Source organism: Flavobacterium sp. GSB-24 (assembly GCF_027924665.1).
In the GTDB taxonomy this organism is placed as follows: Bacteria; Bacteroidota; Bacteroidia; order Flavobacteriales; family Flavobacteriaceae; genus Flavobacterium.
In genome coordinates, this window is the sequence record NZ_AP027043.1 from 1,663,419 (window position 1) to 1,686,156 (window position 22,738).

At 32.9% G+C, this 22,738-nt stretch carries 19 protein-coding genes and 2 tRNA genes; 14 read left to right on the forward strand and 7 right to left on the reverse strand.

Translation table 11 applies throughout. The features are described from left to right. Nucleotides 1–37 precede the first annotated feature (37 nt). Both QMG60_RS07435 and QMG60_RS07440 read right to left on the reverse strand, forming a co-directional pair. On the reverse strand, nucleotides 38–850 hold the full coding sequence (locus tag QMG60_RS07435) for a ferritin-like domain-containing protein (RefSeq protein ID WP_057117473.1): 813 nt from the start codon (nucleotides 848–850) through the stop codon (nucleotides 38–40). A 25-nt stretch (nucleotides 851–875) separates the two neighbouring features. Further along, entirely contained in the window at nucleotides 876–1,622 is a 747-nt protein-coding gene (locus tag QMG60_RS07440; protein WP_134139337.1) for a ferritin-like domain-containing protein, read from the reverse strand. 195 nt (nucleotides 1,623–1,817) lie between these two features. Here QMG60_RS07440 and QMG60_RS07445 point away from each other — a divergent pair, with 195 nt between their 5' ends. Next, complete coding sequence (locus tag QMG60_RS07445) at nucleotides 1,818–2,843, forward strand: LacI family DNA-binding transcriptional regulator (RefSeq protein WP_134139338.1); 1,026 nt, start codon at nucleotides 1,818–1,820, stop codon at nucleotides 2,841–2,843. Nucleotides 2,844–3,052: 209 nt separating this feature from the next. Here QMG60_RS07445 and polA read toward each other — a convergent pair whose 3' ends face one another. Then, nucleotides 3,053–5,905, reverse strand: a complete 2,853-nt coding sequence (gene polA / locus QMG60_RS07450; protein ID WP_281867366.1) for a DNA polymerase I — start codon at nucleotides 5,903–5,905, stop codon at nucleotides 3,053–3,055. A 288-nt stretch (nucleotides 5,906–6,193) separates the two neighbouring features. Here polA and QMG60_RS07455 point away from each other — a divergent pair, with 288 nt between their 5' ends. From QMG60_RS07455 to QMG60_RS07480, 6 genes are all read left to right on the forward strand, one after another. Next, nucleotides 6,194–6,406 carry a hypothetical protein gene (locus QMG60_RS07455; RefSeq protein WP_281867367.1) on the forward strand — a complete coding sequence of 71 codons (213 nt, stop codon included), beginning with the start codon at nucleotides 6,194–6,196 and terminating at the stop codon, nucleotides 6,404–6,406. A 180-nt stretch (nucleotides 6,407–6,586) separates the two neighbouring features. Then, a complete protein-coding gene (locus QMG60_RS07460; protein ID WP_281867368.1) occupies nucleotides 6,587–7,261 on the forward strand; it encodes a response regulator transcription factor in 675 nt (224 codons plus the stop codon). 10 nt (nucleotides 7,262–7,271) lie between these two features. Next, nucleotides 7,272–8,600 carry a HAMP domain-containing sensor histidine kinase gene (locus QMG60_RS07465; protein ID WP_281867369.1) on the forward strand — a complete coding sequence of 443 codons (1,329 nt, stop codon included), beginning with the start codon at nucleotides 7,272–7,274 and terminating at the stop codon, nucleotides 8,598–8,600. 102 nt (nucleotides 8,601–8,702) lie between these two features. Continuing rightward, a complete protein-coding gene (locus QMG60_RS07470; protein WP_281867370.1) occupies nucleotides 8,703–8,894 on the forward strand; it encodes a hypothetical protein in 192 nt (63 codons plus the stop codon). Nucleotides 8,895–9,056: 162 nt separating this feature from the next. Further along, entirely contained in the window at nucleotides 9,057–10,292 is a 1,236-nt protein-coding gene (locus QMG60_RS07475) for a metallophosphoesterase (protein WP_281867371.1), read from the forward strand. Between the two features lie 74 nt (nucleotides 10,293–10,366). Further along, a complete protein-coding gene (locus QMG60_RS07480; protein WP_008466807.1) occupies nucleotides 10,367–10,669 on the forward strand; it encodes a thioredoxin family protein in 303 nt (100 codons plus the stop codon). Nucleotides 10,670–10,690: 21 nt separating this feature from the next. Here the strand turns inward: QMG60_RS07480 and QMG60_RS07485 are convergent, their stop codons facing one another. Then, nucleotides 10,691–11,332, reverse strand: a complete 642-nt coding sequence (locus tag QMG60_RS07485; RefSeq protein ID WP_057117464.1) for a polysaccharide deacetylase family protein — start codon at nucleotides 11,330–11,332, stop codon at nucleotides 10,691–10,693. 98 nt (nucleotides 11,333–11,430) lie between these two features. Continuing rightward, the gene (locus QMG60_RS07490) at nucleotides 11,431–14,712 is read right to left on the reverse strand and encodes a DUF2723 domain-containing protein (RefSeq protein ID WP_281867372.1); all 3,282 of its coding nucleotides are present in this window, start codon (nucleotides 14,710–14,712) and stop codon (nucleotides 11,431–11,433) included. Nucleotides 14,713–14,957: 245 nt separating this feature from the next. Between QMG60_RS07490 and QMG60_RS07495 the strand changes: the two genes are divergently transcribed. The 3 genes from QMG60_RS07495 (at nucleotide 14,958) to QMG60_RS07505 (ending at nucleotide 15,618) form a co-directional block, all read left to right on the forward strand. Next, nucleotides 14,958–15,028: transfer RNA gene (locus QMG60_RS07495), tRNA-Gln, on the forward strand. A 108-nt stretch (nucleotides 15,029–15,136) separates the two neighbouring features. Further along, nucleotides 15,137–15,207: transfer RNA gene (locus QMG60_RS07500), tRNA-Gln, on the forward strand. A gap of 228 nt (nucleotides 15,208–15,435) precedes the next feature. After that, complete coding sequence (locus QMG60_RS07505) at nucleotides 15,436–15,618, forward strand: hypothetical protein (RefSeq protein WP_281867373.1); 183 nt, start codon at nucleotides 15,436–15,438, stop codon at nucleotides 15,616–15,618. A gap of 95 nt (nucleotides 15,619–15,713) precedes the next feature. Here the strand turns inward: QMG60_RS07505 and QMG60_RS07510 are convergent, their stop codons facing one another. Beyond that, on the reverse strand, nucleotides 15,714–16,538 hold the full coding sequence (locus QMG60_RS07510; RefSeq protein WP_134139349.1) for a universal stress protein: 825 nt from the start codon (nucleotides 16,536–16,538) through the stop codon (nucleotides 15,714–15,716). Nucleotides 16,539–16,712: 174 nt separating this feature from the next. Here QMG60_RS07510 and rimP point away from each other — a divergent pair, with 174 nt between their 5' ends. From rimP to QMG60_RS07530, 4 genes are all read left to right on the forward strand, one after another. Next, nucleotides 16,713–17,177 carry a ribosome assembly cofactor RimP gene (gene rimP, locus QMG60_RS07515; protein ID WP_057117677.1) on the forward strand — a complete coding sequence of 155 codons (465 nt, stop codon included), beginning with the start codon at nucleotides 16,713–16,715 and terminating at the stop codon, nucleotides 17,175–17,177. A 19-nt stretch (nucleotides 17,178–17,196) separates the two neighbouring features. Beyond that, nucleotides 17,197–18,450: a transcription termination factor NusA gene (gene nusA / locus QMG60_RS07520; protein ID WP_057117460.1), complete on the forward strand. Its 1,254-nt coding sequence runs from the start codon at nucleotides 17,197–17,199 to the stop codon at nucleotides 18,448–18,450. 57 nt (nucleotides 18,451–18,507) lie between these two features. After that, entirely contained in the window at nucleotides 18,508–21,384 is a 2,877-nt protein-coding gene (infB, locus tag QMG60_RS07525) for a translation initiation factor IF-2 (protein ID WP_057117459.1), read from the forward strand. A gap of 132 nt (nucleotides 21,385–21,516) precedes the next feature. Then, on the forward strand, nucleotides 21,517–22,026 hold the full coding sequence (locus QMG60_RS07530; RefSeq protein WP_281867374.1) for a DUF4920 domain-containing protein: 510 nt from the start codon (nucleotides 21,517–21,519) through the stop codon (nucleotides 22,024–22,026). Nucleotides 22,027–22,218: 192 nt separating this feature from the next. On the opposite strand, the gene QMG60_RS07535 is transcribed toward QMG60_RS07530, so the two are convergent. Further along, complete coding sequence (locus tag QMG60_RS07535) at nucleotides 22,219–22,608, reverse strand: SPOR domain-containing protein (RefSeq protein WP_057117457.1); 390 nt, start codon at nucleotides 22,606–22,608, stop codon at nucleotides 22,219–22,221. Between the last annotated feature and the right edge of the window lie 130 nt (nucleotides 22,609–22,738).

Here is a 22,738-nt window from a genome sequence, read left to right on the forward strand (position 1 = left end):
AAAGTAAGACGGTTCAGCATTTTTAGAAAAAAAAATATTAGACAATAAAAATATTGGCAATATCGACTACTTGTTGTGTAGTTAATGGTTCGTCATAAGCTTCTGAGCCAGCTGCTGCACCAAATGCTGTTGCAGTATTGAAGCCAGCCTGCATCGTTACACCCTCACCATCATAAACAGCTTGTGTGGCTGCCGGCATGCCAGCGCCTCGGTCAGAATTGGATATCCATCCTTTTAAACCTCGCAATCTTCTGACTTCAGAAGCATGACGAGCTTCAACAGAATGAATCTGAAGTGCTGCTGTTAATAAGTCTGGTGTAGTAATAAGATTTGCGGCTTGTCCTTTATAGGCTCGTACGCCTGTATCTTCAAAAGCTTGTGCCAAAGCTAAAAAGGTTGGATAATCATTAAAAGGATCAAAAGCGCCGCCAACTGTAAAGTCAAATGTAGGTTTTGGTACAAAATTAGCACTTGCTGTACCGCCAAGTCCTGCGATCAAAAATTTCACATGATCAGATTCGTGAGCAGCGATCTGCTGAAATACTTTTAAATCACGTCCGCCATTTTCAGATGCTGGAATTACTCCAGAATCTAATGCCATAGCATAAAATTCATTTTCAAGATATTCTAATGTTAATGCAAATTGCAAAGCCCCAATAGGAGTGGCAGGTGTTGCTGTAATATCTTTAGCGAATGCTTTATTAGTTAGAGCCGATAATCCGAATGGGATTGATGCTAAGGCTAAATTTTTTCCGATATTCCCAAACTGCGAAAAACTGTCTCTTCTTGAGCCTGTGCTTTTCATTAAATTGTCGTCAGTAAAGGTTTCTATAAATTTTAAAATGTTCATAATTTCTAAGTTTTACTGGTTAAGATTAAGGAAGGTATTTAGCTGTAAATTTTGTAGTAATAAAATTGGCTGCAATCGGCAGGATTTTAGATGGATCTTTAGCATCATCTAAACCTGTTGACATATTTACAATATCATCTCCGGCAAAATCTTTTGAATTCGGATTAATTAAACTTCTAATTGCTGAAGCATGTCTGGCCTCAACAGAAACAATTTTTCCAGCTAATAATAAGTAGTCAGCCGTTTTGATCAATTTTCCTGCTCCATTATAAGCAGCAACTCCAGTATCTTCAAGTGCTTTTGCAGTTGCTAAAACTTCGGTACGGTTATTAAAATTTAAAGAACCATAAGTAAAAGCCAAAGAAGGAAGTAATTGAGAATTTGGATCAGGAAGTGCTCCAGTCAAAGCAGCTTTGAAAAAATCTCTATGAACTACTTCATGATGATATAAATCTGTTAGAACTTGACGTTCTATATCATTAAATACAGTATTGAAACTGCTCGCGTTTACAACTTTAGTATAAAAATCTGCTTCTAACTGCTCTAAAGCGTAAGCGTAGGTTAGGACTCCAAAATCACCAGAGCCTAAATCAAAAACACCATTTCTTACTCCAGGTAAAGAAGTGTCTTCCATTGGGTTATCGTTATCATTGTCGCTGCAGCCAGCTAAAACTAAACCTGTGGTCACTAATGTTAATCCACTGAGCTTAAGAAAGCTCCTTCTGCTATTCAGTGAAGGATCAACTTCATGAATTTTAACTTCGTTTTTCATAATCTAGGTTTTTATTAAGGTTAATAACATTGTATTAAGCTTATTAACGAAATTTTTGTAGGTACGGTTTCAGAAAAATCCTCTTTTTTTATTTTATTTCGAATTGAGCATATAATTTCAAATACTGGTAGTTGTTTTTTGTTTTATTTTCGGTAATTCTACTATATTTGTATTAATTACATAAACTTTTATTAGATGAAAGCTAAAGCAACTCTAAAACAAATTGCGAAGGAACTAGGAGTTTCTGTGTCTACAGTGTCAAAAGCGCTTAACGACAGTCCGGAAATAAGTGAGCAGACGAAGGTGAAGATTAAGGAGTATGCCAAACTCAAAAATTATAAGCCGAATGTTATTGGTCTGAATTTAAAGAATCGTAAAACCAAAACCATTGGAGTTATTATTCCGAATATTCTAAATTCTTTCTTTGCGAAAGTTTTTAGCGGTATTGAGAAAGTTGCCGATAAAAAAGGATATAATGTAATTACTTGTATTTCTAATGAATCTCTTGAAAAAGAAGTTCATACTTTAGAGATGTTGAGCAACGGGACTATCGACGGATTTATTTTGTCTGTTTCTCAAGAAGCTCAAAAATTGCAGGACTACAATCATTTCTCTGAAATAATTAATGATGGAACTCCAATAGTAATGTTCGACCGTATTGCTGACGAAGTGGACTGTGATAAAGTGGTTGTAGATGATTTCGATTCAGCTTTAAACTCTACACAGCATTTAATTAATTTAGGTTGTAAAAATATAGCACTGATTTCTTCTGTAGATAATTTGAGTGTTGGGAAACTGAGAGCAGACGGATATTTGAAAGCTTTAAAAGACAATAATATTCCGGTAAACGAAAAAATTATTCTTCGTACAGATTCTGAAGAGGATATGAAAGCCAAAATAGATTCACTTTTTGATCATAAAATCGACGGAATTTTTGCTTTGGATGAAAATGATTCAGTTGCAGCTTTAAGAGTAAGTTTGAAAAAAGGATATAGAGTTCCAGAAGATATATCAATAATAGGTTTCGCAGACGGAATTTTAGCTTCAAGACGTTTGTCGCCAAGTTTGACTACAATAAGCCAGCATGGTGTTGAAATTGGAGAAACTGCAGCAAAAAGATTAATCGAAAGATTAGAAGAACCAGAAGGAACAATTTCAGAATATGAAACCATCGTAATTAAGACGAAATTGAAAGAAAGAGAGTCGACTAGAAAAGTTTAGTCAATAAAATATTATAGATAAAAAAGGACCATTCGAAAGAATAGTCCTTTTTTTTTGTGTGTATAATTTCTGTCCTTGAGAGGAACGAAGCAGTCTCAATAATAATGAGGCACAAAGTTACTTCATCAAATGAGATTGCTTCGTTCCTCGCAAGGACAAGATTGCGTAGATTTATAAATCTAAAATCAACAATCTGAAATCTAAAATAATTAATGCGCTTCTAACCAGTCTTTACCTATTCCAATTTCAACCTCCAACGGAACTATCATTTTAAATGCATTTTCCATTTCGTGTTTAATCATTGGCTGGATTTTTTCGAGTTCATCATTATGAACATCGAACACAAGCTCGTCATGCACCTGAAGCAGCATTCTCGATTTCCAGTTTTCGTCTTGTAATTTTTTATGAATATTGATCATTGCAATTTTGATAACATCTGCCGCACTTCCTTGAATTGGTGCGTTTACAGCATTTCGCTCGGCAGCACTTCTAACAACAGCATTTGCAGAGTTGATATCTTTAAGGTAACGACGACGTCCTAAAATTGTCTGTACGTAACCATTTTCACGAGCAAATTCAACCTGATCTTGGATGTATGATTTTAATCTCGGATAGGTTTTGTAATACGCATCGATCAAAGCGGCACTTTCACCGCGTGATAAAGAAGTTTGATTACTTAAACCAAAGGCAGAAACACCGTAGATAATTCCGAAGTTTACCGTTTTAGCGTTGCTTCTTTGTTCGCGCGAAACTTCTTCTAAGGCCACATCAAAAACCTTTGCCGCCGTAGCTCTGTGAATATCTTCTCCATTTTGGAAAGCAGCAATCATATTTTCTTCTCCGCTTAAAGCGGCAATAATTCTTAATTCGATTTGCGAGTAATCGGCAGAAATTAAAGTGTGATTTTCATCGCGAGCAACAAATGCTTTACGAATCTGACGGCCTCTTTCGGTACGAATCGGAATGTTTTGCAGATTCGGATTATTAGAACTTAAACGTCCTGTTGCAGCAACAGTCTGCATATAATCCGTATGAACGCGTAAAGTCTTTTTGTCAACTTGTTCCGGCAAAGCCATGATGTAAGTACTTTGCAGTTTCACCATTTGACGCCAGTCCAAAATTTGTTTTACAATTGGATTGTCATTAGCTAAATAAGTCAAGACTTCCTCTCCAGTTGCATATTGACCCGTTTTGGTTTTCTTTTGCTTTGCGCCGCCAATTTTAAGTTTATCAAATAAAATGTCTCCTAATTGTTTTGGAGAAGCCAAATTGAATTTCTCGCCGGCAGTTTCGTATATTTTTTCTTCTAAAGATTTGATTTCAACATCCATCTCTGTAGACATTTGTTTTAAGAAATCAACATCAAGACGAATTCCTTCAGTTTCCATCGCTGCTAAAACGCTTACTAACGGAATTTCGATTTCATCAAATAACTTTTTAGTTTCTGTTTTGTCTAGTTCAGCTGTAAATATTTCTTTTAATTGTAAAGTAATATCGGCGTCTTCAGCAGCATATTCTTTAATATCTTCTAAAGGAACATCACGCATGTTAAGCTGATTTTTTCCTTTTTTACCAATTAAAGTTTCGATTGATTTTGGTGAATATTTTAAATACGTTTCTGCTAAAATATCCATATTATGACGCATATCTGGATTAATCAAATAATGCGCAATCATGGTGTCAAAAAGTTTTCCTTTTACAGTAACGCCGTAATTAGCCAGAATTTTTAAATCGTATTTTAAGTTTTGCCCGATCTTTTCAATATTTTCATTTTCAAAAAACGGAACGAATTTGTCAACTAAAGCTTGTGCTTCTTCCTGGCTTTCCGGAAACGGAACGTAAAATGCTTTTCCTTTTTCGTATGAGAAAGACATTCCAACAAGTTCTGCATGCAAAGCATCGATTCCTGTGGTTTCTGTATCAAAACAAACAGAAGTCTGTTTTTGTAAATTCTGTAGAAGCAATTTAATTCCTAAATCACCTTGAATAGTTTGATAAGAATGTTCAGTATTTTCTAAAGTATTGTAAAATGAATTTCTAGCAGCTTCAGCGCTTTCGTCTAAAGTGGTTCCGCCTCCGCCAAAAAGGTCAAATTGATCTTCGTTTTTAGGCTGTGGCTTTTTGTATAATTTGGCATCAGATGCTGGAGTAGAACTTGCTAATTCATTTCCGCCTCCAACTTTAAATAAATTATCAAACTGCTCAGCCATTCTTCTAAATTCCAATTCCTGAAAAATAGCATCTGTTTTTTCGATATCAGGACGTGAAAGTTCATAGTCGTCTTCATTAAAAACAACATCACAGTCACATATAATAGTGGCCAGTTTTTTAGAGAGAATACCTTTGTCTTTATTAGCTTCGATATTTTCTTTCATTTTTCCTTTTAGTAAATGTGTGTTTTCTAAAAGGTTTTCCATTGTCCCAAATTCTTTCAAGAACTTTTTAGCGGTTACTTCACCAACACCAGGCAATCCAGGAATATTATCCACGGCGTCGCCCATCATTCCAAGAAAATCAATTACTTGTTCAGGTCTTTCCACTTCAAATTTGGCTAAAACCTCAGGAATTCCCCAAATTTCGATTCCGTTACCCATTCGGGCAGGTTTGTACATAAAAATATTTTCAGAAACCAATTGTGCAAAATCCTTATCAGGTGTTACCATGTAAACCTTATAATTTTGTTTTTCGGCTTGTTTGGCAATTGTTCCAATTAAGTCATCGGCTTCACATCCTGCGATTTCAATAATCGGAATGTGCATGGCTTTTAATAATTCTTGAATATAAGGAATGGCAATTTTAATAGCCTCTGGCGTTGCATCACGATTGGCTTTATATTCAGCAAACATTTCGGTTCTTACCTGACTTCCCTCTTTGTCAAAAGCAACAGCTAAATGATCTGGTTTTTCTCTTTTAATAACATCTAAAAGGGAATTCATAAATCCCATAATTGCAGATGTATCCATTCCTTTTGAGTTGATTCTCGGGTTTTTTATAAAGGCATAATAACCACGAAAAATTAATGCGTAAGCATCTAGAAGAAAAAGACGTTTTTGAGTTGACATATAAAAAATATTAGTCTGTAAAAATAAACAATTGGGTTTTTAAAAATTAGACTAATAAGATTTTTTTTCATCACATAAGTTATATAAGGGTATTTAACTTTGCAGATATTCATAAACTTTAAATACACCGCGCTAAAATGAAGTTCTATATTATATGGTAGAAAAAATGCAAAGAGTTAATATCAAGTTAAATTTTTTTATTCGTTGATTTCTTCATGATCTCTTCATTTTTCGAAGGTAATTTTGATCTGTAAAATAAAAAGTTATTAATTTAAATACTTAGAAATCATGAGAAATTTATTAATGTTATTAGTAGCAGTTTTAGGAACAAGTGCAATGGTTCAAGCTTTTCCAGCAAAAAATGGAAAAGAAGCTCCAGCTAAAGAGGTGAAAGCAACAAAACATCCTAAACACAAATCTGATAAAAAAGCAAAATCAGAAAAAACAGAAGCTTCAAAAAATGAAGCCCCAAAAACAGAAACTGCAAAAGTGAAAAAATAATGTTGCTTTTTGTTTTGTTTTCGAAGATTGTAAGGAAGCAAAACAGGAAGGATAATTATGAAGAATGAAGGTGGTAAAAGCTGATGAAGAAATTTGTCAGCTTTTTTCGTTAATGTTTTAATAATGCAGATTTTTCTTCTTTTAAATGATTAATTTTAATTTCGCTTAAGCACATTTTTTATGAATATTTTGATTGTTGAAGATAATCGTGAACTTGCGGTAGAGGTTTATGATTTTTTGTGTAATGCAGGATATATATGTAAAATCACGCATACCTGCAGCGATGCTTTAGAAGAGTTTAGCAGTAATGATTATGATGCGATGCTGTTAGATTTAGGACTTCCTGACGGAGATGGTTTTGAGGTATTGAAGACTGTTAGAAAAACAAAATCAAAAATGGCGGTTATTGTGTTAACGGCAAGAGGGGAGCTTGATGATAGAATTAATGGTCTGCATTTAGGTGCCGATGATTACTTAACAAAACCTTTTGCGTTAACAGAGCTTGGCGCCAGATTGTTTGCTGTTATTCGAAGAATACACGGCTTTACCTTAAATACACTTTCTATTAATGGCTTTGTATTACAGCTGCAAGATTACAAAGTAAGTTTCAATGATAATCCAATCAATCTTACGAAAAAGGAATTTGATATTTTTCAATATTTGGTTTTAAATAAAAATCGGGTAATTACTCGTTTGCAGCTTACCGAACATATTTGGGGAGATATTTTAGAAGTAAATTCAGATTCTAATTTTATTGATGTCCATGTTCGAAATCTCAGAAAAAAACTTGACAAACACGCACCTATAGATTGGTTCGAAACCGTTCGAAACGTTGGATATCGTATAAACGAATAAATCAATTTTTGTGAAGATAAAACATCAATTAGCTATTTTTAATGCACTGACAAGATTGTTGGTGATTTTGATTTTATGGCTGATGCTCCCTATTTTGGTAGAAAATGTAGTTTATCATCATATTAATAATAGTCTGCTGGAGAAAAAGAAGAAATTTATTGAACATTTGAACCAAGAAGAAATCAATGATTTTATAGAAAATCCAAATGATTCCACGGAGACTTTTTCAGAGTTTTCGACTCTTCACAGCGAGTTTTTAGTACTGTCCCGCGTGCCCATAAAACCACATCAGAAAAAAACAACTTTTAGCAATGATTATCGTGAAATTGAAGGTGAAGAAAATGAATACCGAATTTTGCAGCATCATTTTACTTATGAGGGCCAAGATTATCAACTGGAAATTGGGAGCAGCCTTAGTGAAGTAAATGATTTAACTTTTGTTATTCGATTCTTTATTATTGTGGTTTTTGTTGTGATACTCTTTATTACTTTTTTGGCTGATACGTTTTATATTGAATATCTTCTCAAACCTTTTTATAAAATCATTGATACAAAAATCAGACGGGTAAACGAACCAGATGCATTTGATCATACTCCGATAAAAGCCGGTTCAAGAGATTTCCGCGAACTTGATTTTGTTTTAAATCAAATGATGGATCGTATTTCAGAAGTTTTTAAAAAAGAAAAACAATTCATTTCTAATGTTTCGCACGAACTTCTAACGCCAATTGCACTGCTTAAAAACAAACTTGAAAACTTATTGCAGAACGAATCTTTAAATGACAACGCAGTCGATAAAATTGCAGGCTCATTAAAGACATTAGATATGCTAAAAAAAATCATCAATAATTTATTGCTTATTTCTAGAATAGATAACAATCAATATGAAGCAAATGAAGAAATTAATCTGCGTGAGGTAGTTCTGGATTTGCAAGAAGATTTAGAAGACCGTATTGATGACAAAGAAATTCAGTTTGTAAATCGAATGCAAAACGATTTTGTTTTTACAGGCAACAAAACCTTAATTCATATTCTTATTTATAATTTGGTTATAAATGCCATAAAATACAATAAGCCCAAAGGCAGTATTTTTATAGAAGACGGATTTGTTGACGAATATTATTTTATTTCGGTCAAAGATTCTGGAATTGGAATGGAAGAATCACAGCTGGAAAAAATATTCAGCAGATTTGCACGAATCAGCTCAGATCAAGAAGGACAAGGGTTAGGACTTCCAATTGCTCAAAGTATTGCTTCTTTTCACCGTGTTCAAATCAAGGTTGAATCTATTTTAAACCAAGGAACTGTTTTTACGTTATTATTTGAAAAAGCTAATTAAAAGTTAAAATTTGTTGTAAGACTTTATCTTCATTTTGTCTTCATTTTACGATTATATCTTTGACTTATAAATAATGAAATAATAATCAAAAAAAATCAGATCATGAAAAAATTAGCAATTTTAGCAGTAGCAGTATTAGGAACATTTTCAATGGTAAACGCTCAAACAACTCCAGCGCCAGCAACTCAAACAAAAGAAGCAAAAGCTCCTAAACAAGATAAAAAAGCACACAAAAAAGCAAAAGGTGAGAAAAAAGCTGAAAATACAAAAGCAGAAGCACCAAAAGCAAAATAAAACGGCACTAATTGTCGTAGACTAAAATAGTTTTAAAAGGTTGGTAGATTAAAGCTGAAAGAGCCATCTTTCAGCTTTTTTATTTTTTAATAGCGTTAAATTTTTTATAATAAAAAGCTATAAAATTTCCATTCTTTGTTACTTTGCTTAAAACTATAACAAATGATTTTTCGTTTTGTAATTCTATGCGCTCTTTTCTTATTTATTGAGTTTTATTCGTATCAGGCTTTTCGAACTTTAATTAAAGTTAGATGGGCTTTAGTAAGTTACCAAGTTATAAGCTTACTGCTTTTAATTTTTATCATTTATTCTTTCACACAGTTTGATCGATCTGTTGGGCAAACCAAGCAGACCATGTTTACTATGGGTTTAATGCTCTTGGTCTATGTGCCAAAGATTGTGCTGACATTGGTAATGTTTGGAGAGGATATTTTTAGAATAGGAGCAAGTATATTGAATTACTTCATTTACAATACTCCAAGAAAAGAGATGATGCCAGATCGTAGAAAATTTGTGAGTCAAATTGCTTTAGGTCTTGCGGCAGTTCCTTTTTTGTCTTTGATTTATGGAATTTTTGAAGGTAAATATAATTTCAAAGTTTTTAAACAAACAATATTTTTTCCAGATCTTCCAGATGCTTTTGATGGTTTTAAAATCATTCAGATTTCAGATGTTCACAGCGGAAGCTTCGATAATCCAGAAAAAATAAATTATGCTATTGATTTGATCAATGCACAGGAATCAGATATGATTTTATTTACGGGAGATATTGTAAATACACATGCAAAAGAAATGCATCCTTGGCTGGAGACTTTTAACCGTATTAAAGATTATAAATATGGAAAGTTTTCGGTATTAGGAAATCATGATTACGGTGAATATGTGACATGGCCTTCTGAAAAAGAAAAAGACGAAAATTTTCAGCAGATTAAAAAATTATACGATCAAATCGGTTTTAAACTTTTACTAAACGAACATACTTATATTCAAAAAGGAGAGGATAAAATTGCTCTTATTGGTGTAGAAAACTGGGGCGTAAATTTTAAAAAAGCTGGAGATCTTAATAAAGCTTCGGATGGTGTCAATCAAGATGATTTTAAAGTTTTAATGAGCCATGATCCAAGTCATTGGGAGGCTGAAATTAAAAATCATCCAAAGAACTTTCACCTGACTCTTGCTGGACATACACATGGTATGCAGTTCGGAATTGAAATTCCAGGATATTTTAAATGGAGTCTGGCACAATATATTTATAAACAATGGGCAGGCTTGTACGAAAATGTTGGAAGATACGTTTATGTTAACCGTGGATTTGGTTTTCATGCCTATCCAGGACGAGTTGGTATTATGCCCGAAATAACAGTTATTGAACTAAAAAAAGGCCGTAATGTCGCTTAATTCGTTAAAAATGCTAAATTTGTATTATATTTATTTCTTTTTATAGATTTAAAAAACTTAAAATTTTTGGTTTTATGTCAAAATTTGGAGAACTAATAAATGCTCAAGTTCCAGTGTTAATTGATTTTTACACCGATTGGAATGAATCTTCTGTTTCTATGCATCCTGTGATTAAGGATGTTGCTGCAGCGCTTGGTGATAAAGCTAAAGTGATTAAAATTGATGTAGATAAAAATCAGGAATTAGCAGAAGCACTTCGTATTAAAGGACTTCCAACCTTAATGATTTATAAGGAGGGACAAATGATTTGGAGACAGTCTGGAGAGCTTGATGCGAATACTATAATCGGAATTGTTCAAGAACAATTTAACGTCTAAAACTTTCTTTTTGATGTTGTCTTAGTGAATAATGTCAAATTTATACCCGTTTTCCTTTAAAAAATGAAGTGTTCGCGGTAAAGCAAATCTTAAATTTGGAGAAGCTTTAATACTGTCATGGAAAACAATCACACTGCCAGATTTTACGTTTTTTGTTACGTTTTCAAGGCATTTTTCAGGAGTGATGCTTTGATCAAAGTCAGCGCTCAAAACATCCCACATTACTATTTTATAGCCTAATTTTCTTAGCACTTTCGATTGCGCTTTTTTGATTTTTCCGTAAGGAGGACGAAACAGCAAACGATTAGGAGTTTTTTCTTGTTCGTCTAAAACCTCTGCGCAGTTTTTTACATTTTCAATATATTCATTGGTATGAATTTTCCATCCATTAACATGATTCATGGTGTGGTTTCCAATAGAATGACCATCTGTAATTAGCTTTTCAAATAAAGCTAGATTGGCTTTAATGTTTTTTCCAATGCAGAAAAAAGTAGCTTTTGCATCAAATTTTTTTAATTCAGATAAAACCCAGTCAGTAATTTCTGGAGTAGGGCCGTCATCAAAAGTTAGGTATATTTTCTTTTCATTGTTAGGAATGTCCCAGCAATATTTAGAAAATACCCTTTTTATAAATGAATTTGTTTTTACCCAATAAAAGCTCATCTTGAATTGAATTTACATTGTACGTAAAATTAAAAAATGCAGCGCTATTTATCAAACAGCGCTGCATTTTTTTAATTGTTAAGATTTTCGTATATTATCTATTCTTTTTCGCGTCCAAAACGTTCAAAAACATTTACATAAGTATTAAATGTCGTTTTATGTTTGTTGTAAAAAGCAGTGTCTTTATTGTCCTGCATAACATGCAGTAAACTTCTGTAACGTTCAATATCTGTAATAATATCTACTGCTAAATCAGTTTGGTCAGAAGGAGTTAAGGTACTGTAATAGTTTAAATCCTCTTTGTATTTTTGAACCAATTTGTTTAAAAGATCTTGTGCTTTTGCAGTTTCGCCAACTTTATAATAACCATCGGCAAAAGGTTCAACTAAAGAATAATAGCCAAATTTGTCTAAAGGCATTTTGGTTATAGCTAAATTAATGACTTTTTTAGCTTTGTCAATTTTACCCTCTTCAATAAGCTGGTTCATCAATCTTGAAAGATTCGTGCGATAAGTAATACTGTTTCTTCTTGTTTCAGGGTCATGGTAAATTTTTTCGCTTTCGCTGTTACCCCAATCCCATTTCATTACAATATCATACATTTTATCTGCATCTATTTGTCCCATATCTAATGGACCTCCATCTTTAGAAGGAGTATTTTTTATAGGAACCAATTTGTAAACCATTCCGTCTAACTGCAGATAATCTTTTAACCATAAATAATCTTCATCATCAAAAGCACCTCCGCTAAAATAAATCGGTCTTTTCCAATTGTTATTAGCTAAGATATCGAGCATCATTAATCGGTTTTTGTATAAAGCGCCTCCCTTAATATTAATGTCTAAATAAGGAACAATAGAATCATTGTATTTAGGATTAACCACTTTGTTTTTGATGATGGTATTTTTATCAACGTTCACTCTAATTTTGTTAGTTGGGTAGAAATGAATTGTTTGTCCATTTTGTAAACCAACAGTTGATTTAGGATTTTTGATAAAATCTATAAAGTCATTAAGATTCCAGCGAGTGTCAATTTTTTGAATATAAGCAACATAATCCAGTTTGTCTCCTACATATTGATCATGGGTAAAAGAAATAGGAAGCGCATTAGATTCATACGATTTGGCTTTCATTTGATCGATGTACCAATCAGTCATAAATAAACTTGTATTTACGATTTTTACATCTGTCCTGAAATGCTCAATCTCCTGTGCGTACCAAAGCGGGAATGTGTCGTTGTCTCCAATAGTAAATAAAATAGCATCTTTATCGCAAGAACTTAAATAAGCCTTTGCCATTGCTAAAGCTGTATATCTGTTAGATCTGTCATGATCGTCCCAGTTTTGAGCAGCCATTAAAATAGGAGCAGCCAGTAAGCTTCCTGCAATAATAACTGGTCCTGCAATTTTGGGAGCCAGATATTTTTGAATACTTTCATAGAGTGAATAAACACCAAAACCAATCCAGATCGCAAAGACATAGAAGGAGCCAACAAGAGCATAATCTCTTTCGCGAGGTTCAAAAGGTCTTTCGTTCAAATATATTTTTAATGCAATTCCTGTAAATAAGAATAAAGCCAAAAGAACATAAAAGCTTTTTAGATCTTTATTTGCGTGGTACATTAAACCAATTAAACCTAAGATAAATGGAAGGAAATAATATACATTACGTCCTTTATTGTTTAATACGTCTGAAGGTAAATTGTCCTGTGATCCTAAATGAATAGAATCTAAAGGTTTAATACCACTGATCCAGTTTCCGTCTAAATTATCATACTTACCTTGAACATCATTTTGACGTCCAACAAAATTCCACATCAAATATCTCCAGTACATATATCCAAATTGGTATTCGAACATAAAACCAAAATTGTCTGCTGTAGTTGGTTTTTCAATAATTAAATAGTCCTTGTAGCTTTGCAGGAATTTAACATAACCTTCGTTATCAATTTGTTTTTGAGCGTAAGCATGTCTAAATTCAGAAACAGTTTTTTCAACTTCATTGCGTAATTGAGCAGTAGCTTTATTATATTCATCTTCGCTTAACTGGCTTGGGTCAATTCCGTATTTAGCTAAATCCTCTTCATAATCATAATTAGGGTTGATTTTGAATTTCGGAGGATTTGTAAAGTTGATATAATTTTGAATGTGAGGGGTATCTGTACTCCACATTCTAGGCAGAATTGTTTTCTGATTGTCATCAGAATTTTGCTCTGCGTTTTTATAGTTATTAGTAATAATATATTTACCAGTTTTATAATCTCTTTCGTAGTTAGGTTTTTTATCTAAATAAGGTGTTTTAGCATCAAGTCCAGAAAAAACTTCAGTATACTGAGGCCCATAAAACAAAGGATTTACACCATATTGTTCACGATTATAATACGCTAAAACCTCAATAGCATCTGAAGGTTTGTTTTCATTGATAACCGTATTAGCATTCGCACGAACAGGAAGCATCATCCAAGTAGAGAAACCAATCAGGATGAATAAAATACATAATATTATAGTGTTGTAAAATATTAAGCCTTTTTGTTTGGTAAATTTTAATCCAAAATAAAAGAAAGCGATAAATAACAACGCTACAAATATGGTTCCTGAATTAAAAGGAAGTCCCATGCTGTTTACCATAAAGATTTCGGTTTTTCCGAAAAAAGCCATGGTTAATGGAAGAAGTAATTTGAAAATAAATAATAAGATTCCAATAACAACAACATTGGCAATTAGAAAGTTCTTAATAGTAACTTTTTCGTAATGTTTGAAATAGTATAAAAATCCGATAGAAGGAATAGTTAGAAGAGCCATAAAGTGAACTCCAAACGAAAGTCCGACAACTAAAGAAATAATTAAAAGCCATTTATTTCCTTTTGGTTTGTCCATGTCTTGTTCCCAGCGTAAGCCAAGCCAAAAAAGCAATGCAATTAATAAAGATGCCATAGCATAAACCTCGGCTTCTACTGCATTAAACCAAAAACTGTCGGAAAAAGTATAAGCTAAAGCTCCAACAAAAGAGCTTCCCAAAATAACAATCGAATTATTTTGATCAATCTCGGCAAAACGAGCTACAATCTTTTTTAAGATCATAGATGAAGACCAAAACATAAATAATATAGTGAAAGCGCTAGAAAAAACAGACATCATGTTAACCATTAGAGCTACATGCTGGGCATCAATCGCAAACATTGCAAAAAATGCACCCATCATTTGAAAAAGAGGAGCTCCCGGTGGGTGGCCTACTTCAAGTTTGGCAGCGGTAGCGATATATTCTCCGCAATCCCAAAAGCTCATTGTAGGTTCAACTGTTAAAGTGTAAGTAATTAAAGCGATTGCAAATGCAAACCAACCAATAATTGTATTCCATTTATTGAAATTGAATTGTGCCATATTTAGGTGTTAAAAATTTGAATGTTTTCTATCCTACAAAGAAAATGTTTTTTTGTGTAAAGAAACGAGCATTAACAAAAAATTCTACAAAACTATCTCCAAAAAGTAATGCATTGTATATTAAGTGTTTCTGTAGTTATAGGGGGTTTTTAAATTAAAAAAAGCAAAAAAAATCATTTTTTTTGCTCGAAAAGTTTGCACAAACTAAATAAAGCCTTAAATTTGCACTCGCTTAACAGCACTGCTGGTCTATGGTGTAATGGTAACACAACTGTTTTTGGTGCAGTCTTTCTAGGTTCGAGTCCTAGTAGACCAACATAAAGCCTCTCAGAAATGAGAGGCTTTTTTTATGCAAAAAAAAATACCTTAAAAATTTGCATAAACTAAATAAAGTTCTAATTTTGCACCCGCTTAACAGCACTGCTGGTCTATGGTGTAATGGTAACACAACTGTTTTTGGTGCAGTCTTTCTAGGTTCGAGTCCTAGTAGACCAACATAAAGCCTCTCAGAAATGAGAGGCTTTTTTTATGCTGTAAATTTTAATTCAGGTTTTCATACTTGTAAAATCAGGTTTTTAATCAGGTTAAATGTTATTTTTTGATTAAGAAATTATTTTTATCTATCTGTATATTAGTATTTTATATATTATTTGATATTGCAAAAAAAAATACTGCAGTGTTTTTTTGTTCTTAACTGATTTAATAATTTAATTGATTGAAATTATGGACAATTTAAAAAAATTGAATTTTACAGAGTTAGATTCTTCTGAGATGAAATTAGTGCAAGGGGGAGGCTGGGTTGATGATGTGGTAAAAATAGTAGACTTTTTAGGTGGTAATCTCGATGCGGCTGCGGCGTATCTTGGTATTACTGTAGAAGAGATACGTAGGTTGTTAGGGTTGTAATATGTATTGAAGATTGTGTTACAAGTCTTTAATTCTTAATTTGTTGTAAAAAAAAAGCTTCTCATTTGAGAAGCTTTTTAAGTTGTGATTATTATTTAAATCTTTAAGGTAATTACAGGTTTTACAGCGTGATTGACTAATCCCTCGCTTATGCTTCCGTTAAAAAAGTGTGCAAAACCAGTTCTTCCATGAGTGCACATTCCTATTATGTCGGCATTTATTTTGTTAGAGAAATTAATAATTCCTTTTTCAATATTGGTGTCATTGTAGGTTTGAGCTGTGTAATTGGTGATGCTAAACTGATCTACAAATTCATTAATGGCTTTCTCGGCAACGTGTGTAGGTTTAAAGCTGTTAGGAGTGCATATGTTTACAAGGTGTATTTTTGAGTCAAAGAATTTTGCAAAATTTAAAAGTTTTTCAAAAGGTTTTTTTGCTTCTTCTGAAAAATCAGAAGCGAAAACAATGTTAGTAGCATTAAAATTCGAAATATTTTCCTTGATGACTAGAACGGGTATTTCTGAATTTCGAACAACCTTTTCAGTATTAGATCCAATTAATAATTCTTCGACACCAGAAGAACCGTGTGAGCCCATTACGATTAAATCTACATCATGATCTTTGCTGATTTGAATGATACCGTGTATTGGTTTGTCCATTTTTACGATTTCGGTAACCTCTAATCCGTCCAGATAAGGCCTTGCAGAAACTTCGTCCAGCATTTCGTTGGCTTTTTTCATAAAAAGCATGCTTTCGGGAATGCTGATTCCGCCCAGAATGGCATCGTTTGCTTGATGTGGTAATTCGAGCATATGTAAAATAATGATCTCGGAATTGTTTCTTTTAGCAATTTGCGCGGCGACTTTTAAAGCGTCTTCTGCATGTTCTGAAAAATCGGTAGGTACTAAAATTCGTTTCATAGTTTTGAGGATTAATTGTATGAATAATTCAGTATTTTAATGCTTATATAAAGATAAGAAATATTTTTAGAGCAATCAATTTATTTGATTTATAAAAAAATCACTATATTTGCACTGTTATTTATTAAAATCTAAATAATGAGGGGACTAAATGTCCCCTCTTTTTATAAAATTATGACATTTAAAGAAAAAGTAAACGGATTAATTACGGAAGCTCTTCTGGAAAAACCATCTATCTTTTTGATTGATTTGGCAGTTTCGGATTCTTTTAAAATTAGTGTTGGTTTAGACGGTGATAATGGAGTGGCACTGCAAGATTGCATCGATATTAGTCGTGCAATAGAGAATAATCTGGATCGTGAAGAGCAGGATTTTTCGCTTGAAGTAGCATCAGTTGGAGTAGGGTCGCCTTTAAAATTAATAAGACAATACAAGAAAAATATTGGTAGAACGCTGATTGTTACTACAAATACTGAAAAAATCGAGGCAGAATTGATAGAAGCTAATGATGTTTTTATAATTTTGTCTTGGAAAGCAAGAGAACCGAAAAAAGTAGGAAAAGGAAAAGAAACAGTTCAAAAAGAGCAACAAATACCTTATACAGAAATTAAAGAGGCAGTTGTTACGGTAACATTTTAATTTTAATTAAAAAATTCGCATGGAAAATTTAGCATTAATCGATTCATTCTCAGAGTTTAAAGATAATAAACTTATTGATCGTGTAACGCTTATGGCAATTTTAGAGGACGTATTTAGAAATGCATTAAAGAAAAAATACGGTTCAGATGAAAATTTCGATATCATTATAAATCCTGATAAAGGAGATATGGAAATTTGGAGAAGAAGAGTAATTGTTGCCGATGAGGATCTTGATTTTGAAAATGAGGAGATTACATTGACTGAAGCAAGAAAAATTGAAGCGGATTTTGAAATTGGAGAAGAGGTTTCTGAAGAAGTAAAATTGATTGATTTAGGAAGAAGAGCTATCTTAGCGCTTCGCCAAAATCTAATATCTAAAATTCATGAGCACGATAATACAAATCTTTACAAACAATTTAAAGATATTATCGGTGATATTTATACAGCAGAAGTACATCACGTACGTCCTAGAGTAGTTATTTTGGTTGATGACGAAGGAAATGAAATTGTTCTTCCAAAAGAAAAACAAATTCCATCTGACTTTTTCCGTAAAGGAGATAATGTTCGCGGTATTATTGAAAGCGTTGAATTAAAAGGAAATAAACCTCAAATTATTATGTCTAGAACTTCAGAAAAGTTCTTAGAAAAATTATTTGAACAAGAAATTCCAGAAGTTTTCGACGGTTTAATTACAGTGAAAAATGTAGTTCGTATTCCTGGAGAAAAAGCAAAAGTAGCTGTTGATTCTTATGATGATAGAATTGATCCAGTAGGTGCTTGTGTGGGAATGAAAGGTTCTCGTATTCATGGAATTGTTCGTGAATTAGGAAATGAAAATATTGATGTAATCAATTATACAAACAACATTCAATTGTTTATTACAAGAGCATTAAGCCCTGCAAAAGTTTCTTCTATCAAAATTGATGAAGATAACAAAAGAGCTGAAGTATTCTTGAAATTAGAAGAGGTTTCTAAAGCAATTGGTAGAGGTGGTCACAATATCAAATTAGCTGGTCAATTAACTGGTTATGAATTAGATGTTATTCGTGAAGGAGATGTTGCCGGTACTGTTGCAGATGAGGATGATGTTGAATTAACAGAATTTTCAGATGAAATCGAAGAATGGGTAATTGAAGAGTTTGCTAAAATAGGTTTAGATACTGCAAAAAGTATCTTGAAACATGAAGTAGAAGATTTAGTAAGAAGAACAGATTTAGAAGAGGAAACAATTCTAGATGTTATGAAAATACTAAAAGAAGAGTTTGACAGCTAAGAGATAGCTGATTCTGCTCTAACAACACAACGAAAAAGGTAATAATAAAAAGGTTATATGTCTGAAGAGAGAGTAATAAGAATAAATAAGGTTTTAAGGGAATTAAATATTTCGTTAGAAAGAGCTGTAGATTATCTAAAAGATAAGGGAATTGCTATTGATGCAAATCCTAATGCAAAAATTTCTGATAGTGAATTTAATATCCTTCAAAGTCAATTTGCGGGCGATAAGGGGAATAAGGAGGCTTCAAAAGAGGTTGGAGAAGAGAAAAGAAAAGAGAAAGAAGCATTGCGTGTAGAACGTGAAAAAGAAATTGAAGACAAACGCAGACAAGAAGAAGAGCGTCAAAAACAGCAAGAAATAATAAAAGCTAGAGCTGTTGTTTCAGGACCTGTACAAGTTGGTAAAATCGACTTGAATCCAAAAAAACCTGCAATTACTCCTTCTGAAGAAACAACTAAGGTTGAAGAACCAAAAGCAGTTGTTACACCTGTGCAGTCAGAAAAACCAGTTCAAAATGAAACTGTAAAATCTGAACCAGTAGTATCACAGCCGGTTTCGGAAACAAAAAAGGTTGAAAAACCTATTATTACTGAGAAAAAAGAAGTGAAATCAGAATCTAAAGCTGCGCAGGAGCCAATCGTATCGACTGATCCAGCAACTTCAGAGGAAACGATCACTACTCAATATCAAAAGCTTTCAGGAACAACTCTTACAGGGCAGACAATTGACTTGTCTCAATTTAATAAGCCTAAGAAAAAGAAAGAAGATCCTAAAGCGGCTCAGAATAAACCAGGTACTCCTGGGGCTGGTGGTAATAACGCAAATAAAAATAAGCGTAAAAGAATTGCTCCTAAACCTGGAACTCCTGGAGCGCCAAAACCTGCAACGGGTAATAACGCACCTGGAACTCCAAATCCAAATAAAATTACGCCAAATAATAATGGTGGAGGTTTTAATGCTAACAGAAGTGCTAGACCTGGTTTCGTAAAAGGAAATCGTCCTGCGATTGTAGCTAAAGTTGAGCCAACAGAAGAAGAAGTAAAAAACCAAATTAGAGAAACTCTTGAAAAACTTCAAGGTAAAGGAGGAAAATCTAAAGCGGCAAAATATAGAAGAGACAAGAGAGAAACACACCGTCAGAAATCTGATGATGAGCAGAGAGCACTTGACGAAGGAAGTAAAACTATTAAGGTTACCGAATTTGTTACTGTAGGTGAAATTGCAATCATGATGGATGTGCCGATTACAAAAGTAATTGGAACTTGTATGTCTCTTGGAATCATGGTAACCATGAATCAGCGTTTAGATGCTGAAACATTAACTATCGTTGCAGATGAGTTTGGTTACGATGTAGAATTTATTACAGTAGATATCGAAGAAGCGATTGAAGTTGTAGAAGATAAAGAAGAAGATTTAGTAACAAGAGCGCCAATTGTTACAGTAATGGGTCACGTTGACCATGGTAAAACATCTTTACTGGATTATATTCGTAAAGAAAATGTTATCGCGGGTGAATCTGGAGGTATTACACAGCACATTGGAGCATATGGAGTTACTTTAGATAATGGACAAAAAATAGCTTTCTTAGATACTCCTGGTCACGAGGCGTTTACCGCAATGCGTGCACGTGGAGCTCAAGTTACAGATATCGCTATTATTGTAATTGCTGCGGATGATGATATCATGCCGCAAACTAAAGAGGCAATCAGCCACGCTCAAGCGGCTAATGTGCCAATTATATTTGCGATCAACAAAGTGGATAAGCCAAATGCTAACCCTGATAAAATTAAAGAAAGATTGGCAGGTATGAATTTACTTGTTGAAGACTGGGGAGGAAAAATCCAATCTCATGATATTTCTGCAAAAACAGGATTAGGAGTAAAAGAATTACTTGAAAAAGTTTTATTAGAAGCTGAAATCTTAGATTTAAAATCGAATCCAAATAAAGCGGCTCAGGGAACTGTAGTTGAAGCTTTCTTAGATAAAGGAAAAGGATATGTTTCTACAATTTTAGTTCAACACGGAACTTTGAAAATTGGAGATTACATGTTGGCTGGAAAACATCATGGTAAAGTTAAAGCGATGCATGATGAAAGAGGGCATACTGTTTTACAAGCAGGACCTTCAACACCAGTTTCTGTTTTAGGTTTGGATGGAGCTGCTACTGCAGGAGATAAGTTCAATGTATTTGAAGATGAAAAAGAAGCAAAACAAATTGCATCTAAACGTTCTCAATTAATGCGTGAACAATCTGTACGTACACAAAGACATATTACACTTGATGAAATTGGTCGTCGTATTGCTCTTGGTCAGTTTAAAGAATTAAATGTTATCCTTAAAGGAGACGTTGATGGATCTGTTGAAGCATTATCAGATTCGTTCTCTAAACTTTCTACAGAAGAAGTTCAAATTAATATCATTCATAAAGGTGTTGGTGCAATTACAGAAACTGACGTTAACTTAGCTTCTGCATCTGATGCAATTATTATTGGATTTAACGTTCGTCCTGCAGGAAATGCTAGACAGCTTGCTGATAAGGAAGAAATCGATATCCGTTATTATTCTATTATTTATGCTGCTATCGATGACTTGAAAGATGCAATGGAAGGAATGTTAGCACCAGAGATGAAAGAAGAAGTTTTAGGAACTGCGGAAATCCGTGAGATTTTCAAAATTTCTAAAGTAGGTTCAATTGCAGGTTGTATGGTAACAGATGGTAAAATCTTGAGAAGCTCTAAAATTAGAGTTATTAGAGATGGAGTTGTAGTTCATACAGGTGAATTAGTTGCTTTAAAACGATTCAAAGATGATGTTAAAGAAGTAAGTAAAGGTTATGATTGTGGTATTCAAATAAAAGGATTTAATGACATTGAAATCAACGATGTAATTGAAGCTTACCATGAAGTAGCTATTAAAAAGAAATTGAAATAATATTCAATAAATTATATGTAAAGTCCCAATGCAAATTGGGACTTTTTTTGTGGTTATGTTTAATTGCTGGCTTATTTTTTTATGAATTAAATGTGTAATTTAGTTGAATCAATTTTATAAAACTTATTGAATATGAAACTAAGAATATGTACAATTGTTTTGTTAATTAGTTTTTCTTCTTTATGCTTTTCACAGGAAGCTGTAGAGAAAGCTGCGCCTCCTGCTGGTAATGCATTAGTTGGAGATTACTATGGATCAGATGTTTCAAATGGTTCAGTTAATAAGGCGGTTTCGGTTGAGAAATTAGAGAAAGATTTAAAGATTACTAACAAAATCGAAAATGTAGCTGTAAAAGGCGAAGTGACGGATGTCTGTCCAAAGAAAGGATGTTGGTTGAGTCTTAAGACTGAAGATGGATCTGTTTTCTTTGTTAAAATGAAAGATTATGCTTTTTTTGTTCCTACAGCACTAAAAGGTAAAAATGTAGTTTTAGAAGGTGTTGCTGAGAAAAAAGTTACTTCTGTTGAAGAATTGAAACATTATGCAAAGGATGCTAAAAAGACAAAAGATGAAATAGATGCGATCAAGTCACCAAAAGAAGAAATACGATTTTTAGCGAATGGAATTAAAGTAGTAAATTAATTGTTGCTGCGATTCAAGTATTAAAATTTTGATATAAAACTGATTTAATGAAAGTTTGGACAATGTTGCTTCAGTCTATAATTAAAAAGAAGGTTTTGTTTTAAAATGATTGTTTTTACTTGTGTTTAATGAATTGTAGTCACTATCGAGAATATAAAAAAAGCGAGATATTTATCTCGCTTTTTTAGTGTCTTATTTTCCAGGTTTGAGTAAAAAAACGCTTTTATATCTTTTTTTAATTTCGGCTAAATTTCTTTCAGCTTCTATTCTGGTTTTAAAGTTTCCTACAATTACTTTATAATTTGGAGTGCTAAATATAATTGTTCCGTCAATGTTTGAATTTTCTCTTTTAAAATCCGACAGTGTTTTTTTTGCTTCATCGCTTTTCCCGCTAAAGATTTGGATTCGATAAGTATCGTTTGTATTTATTGACGTGTTAATTTTACGTTTGTCATTTAACAATTGCTCAAATTTAGGATCTTGATTCAATGTTAAATTTTGGTCTTGTGCGTTAATGTTATGCGCAAAAGCAATCGTTGTAATTGTTAATAAAAGGCTTTTTGAAGGACTTAAAATTCTCATAATGTGATGGTTTTTATGCAAAAATACTATTTAAAGTTTGAGTGTAAAATTTTAATATTATTTAGAATTGATATAAATTGATATTTAAGGGTATTTTAAGGTTTTGAGAATAGTTCATAAGTCGTATTTT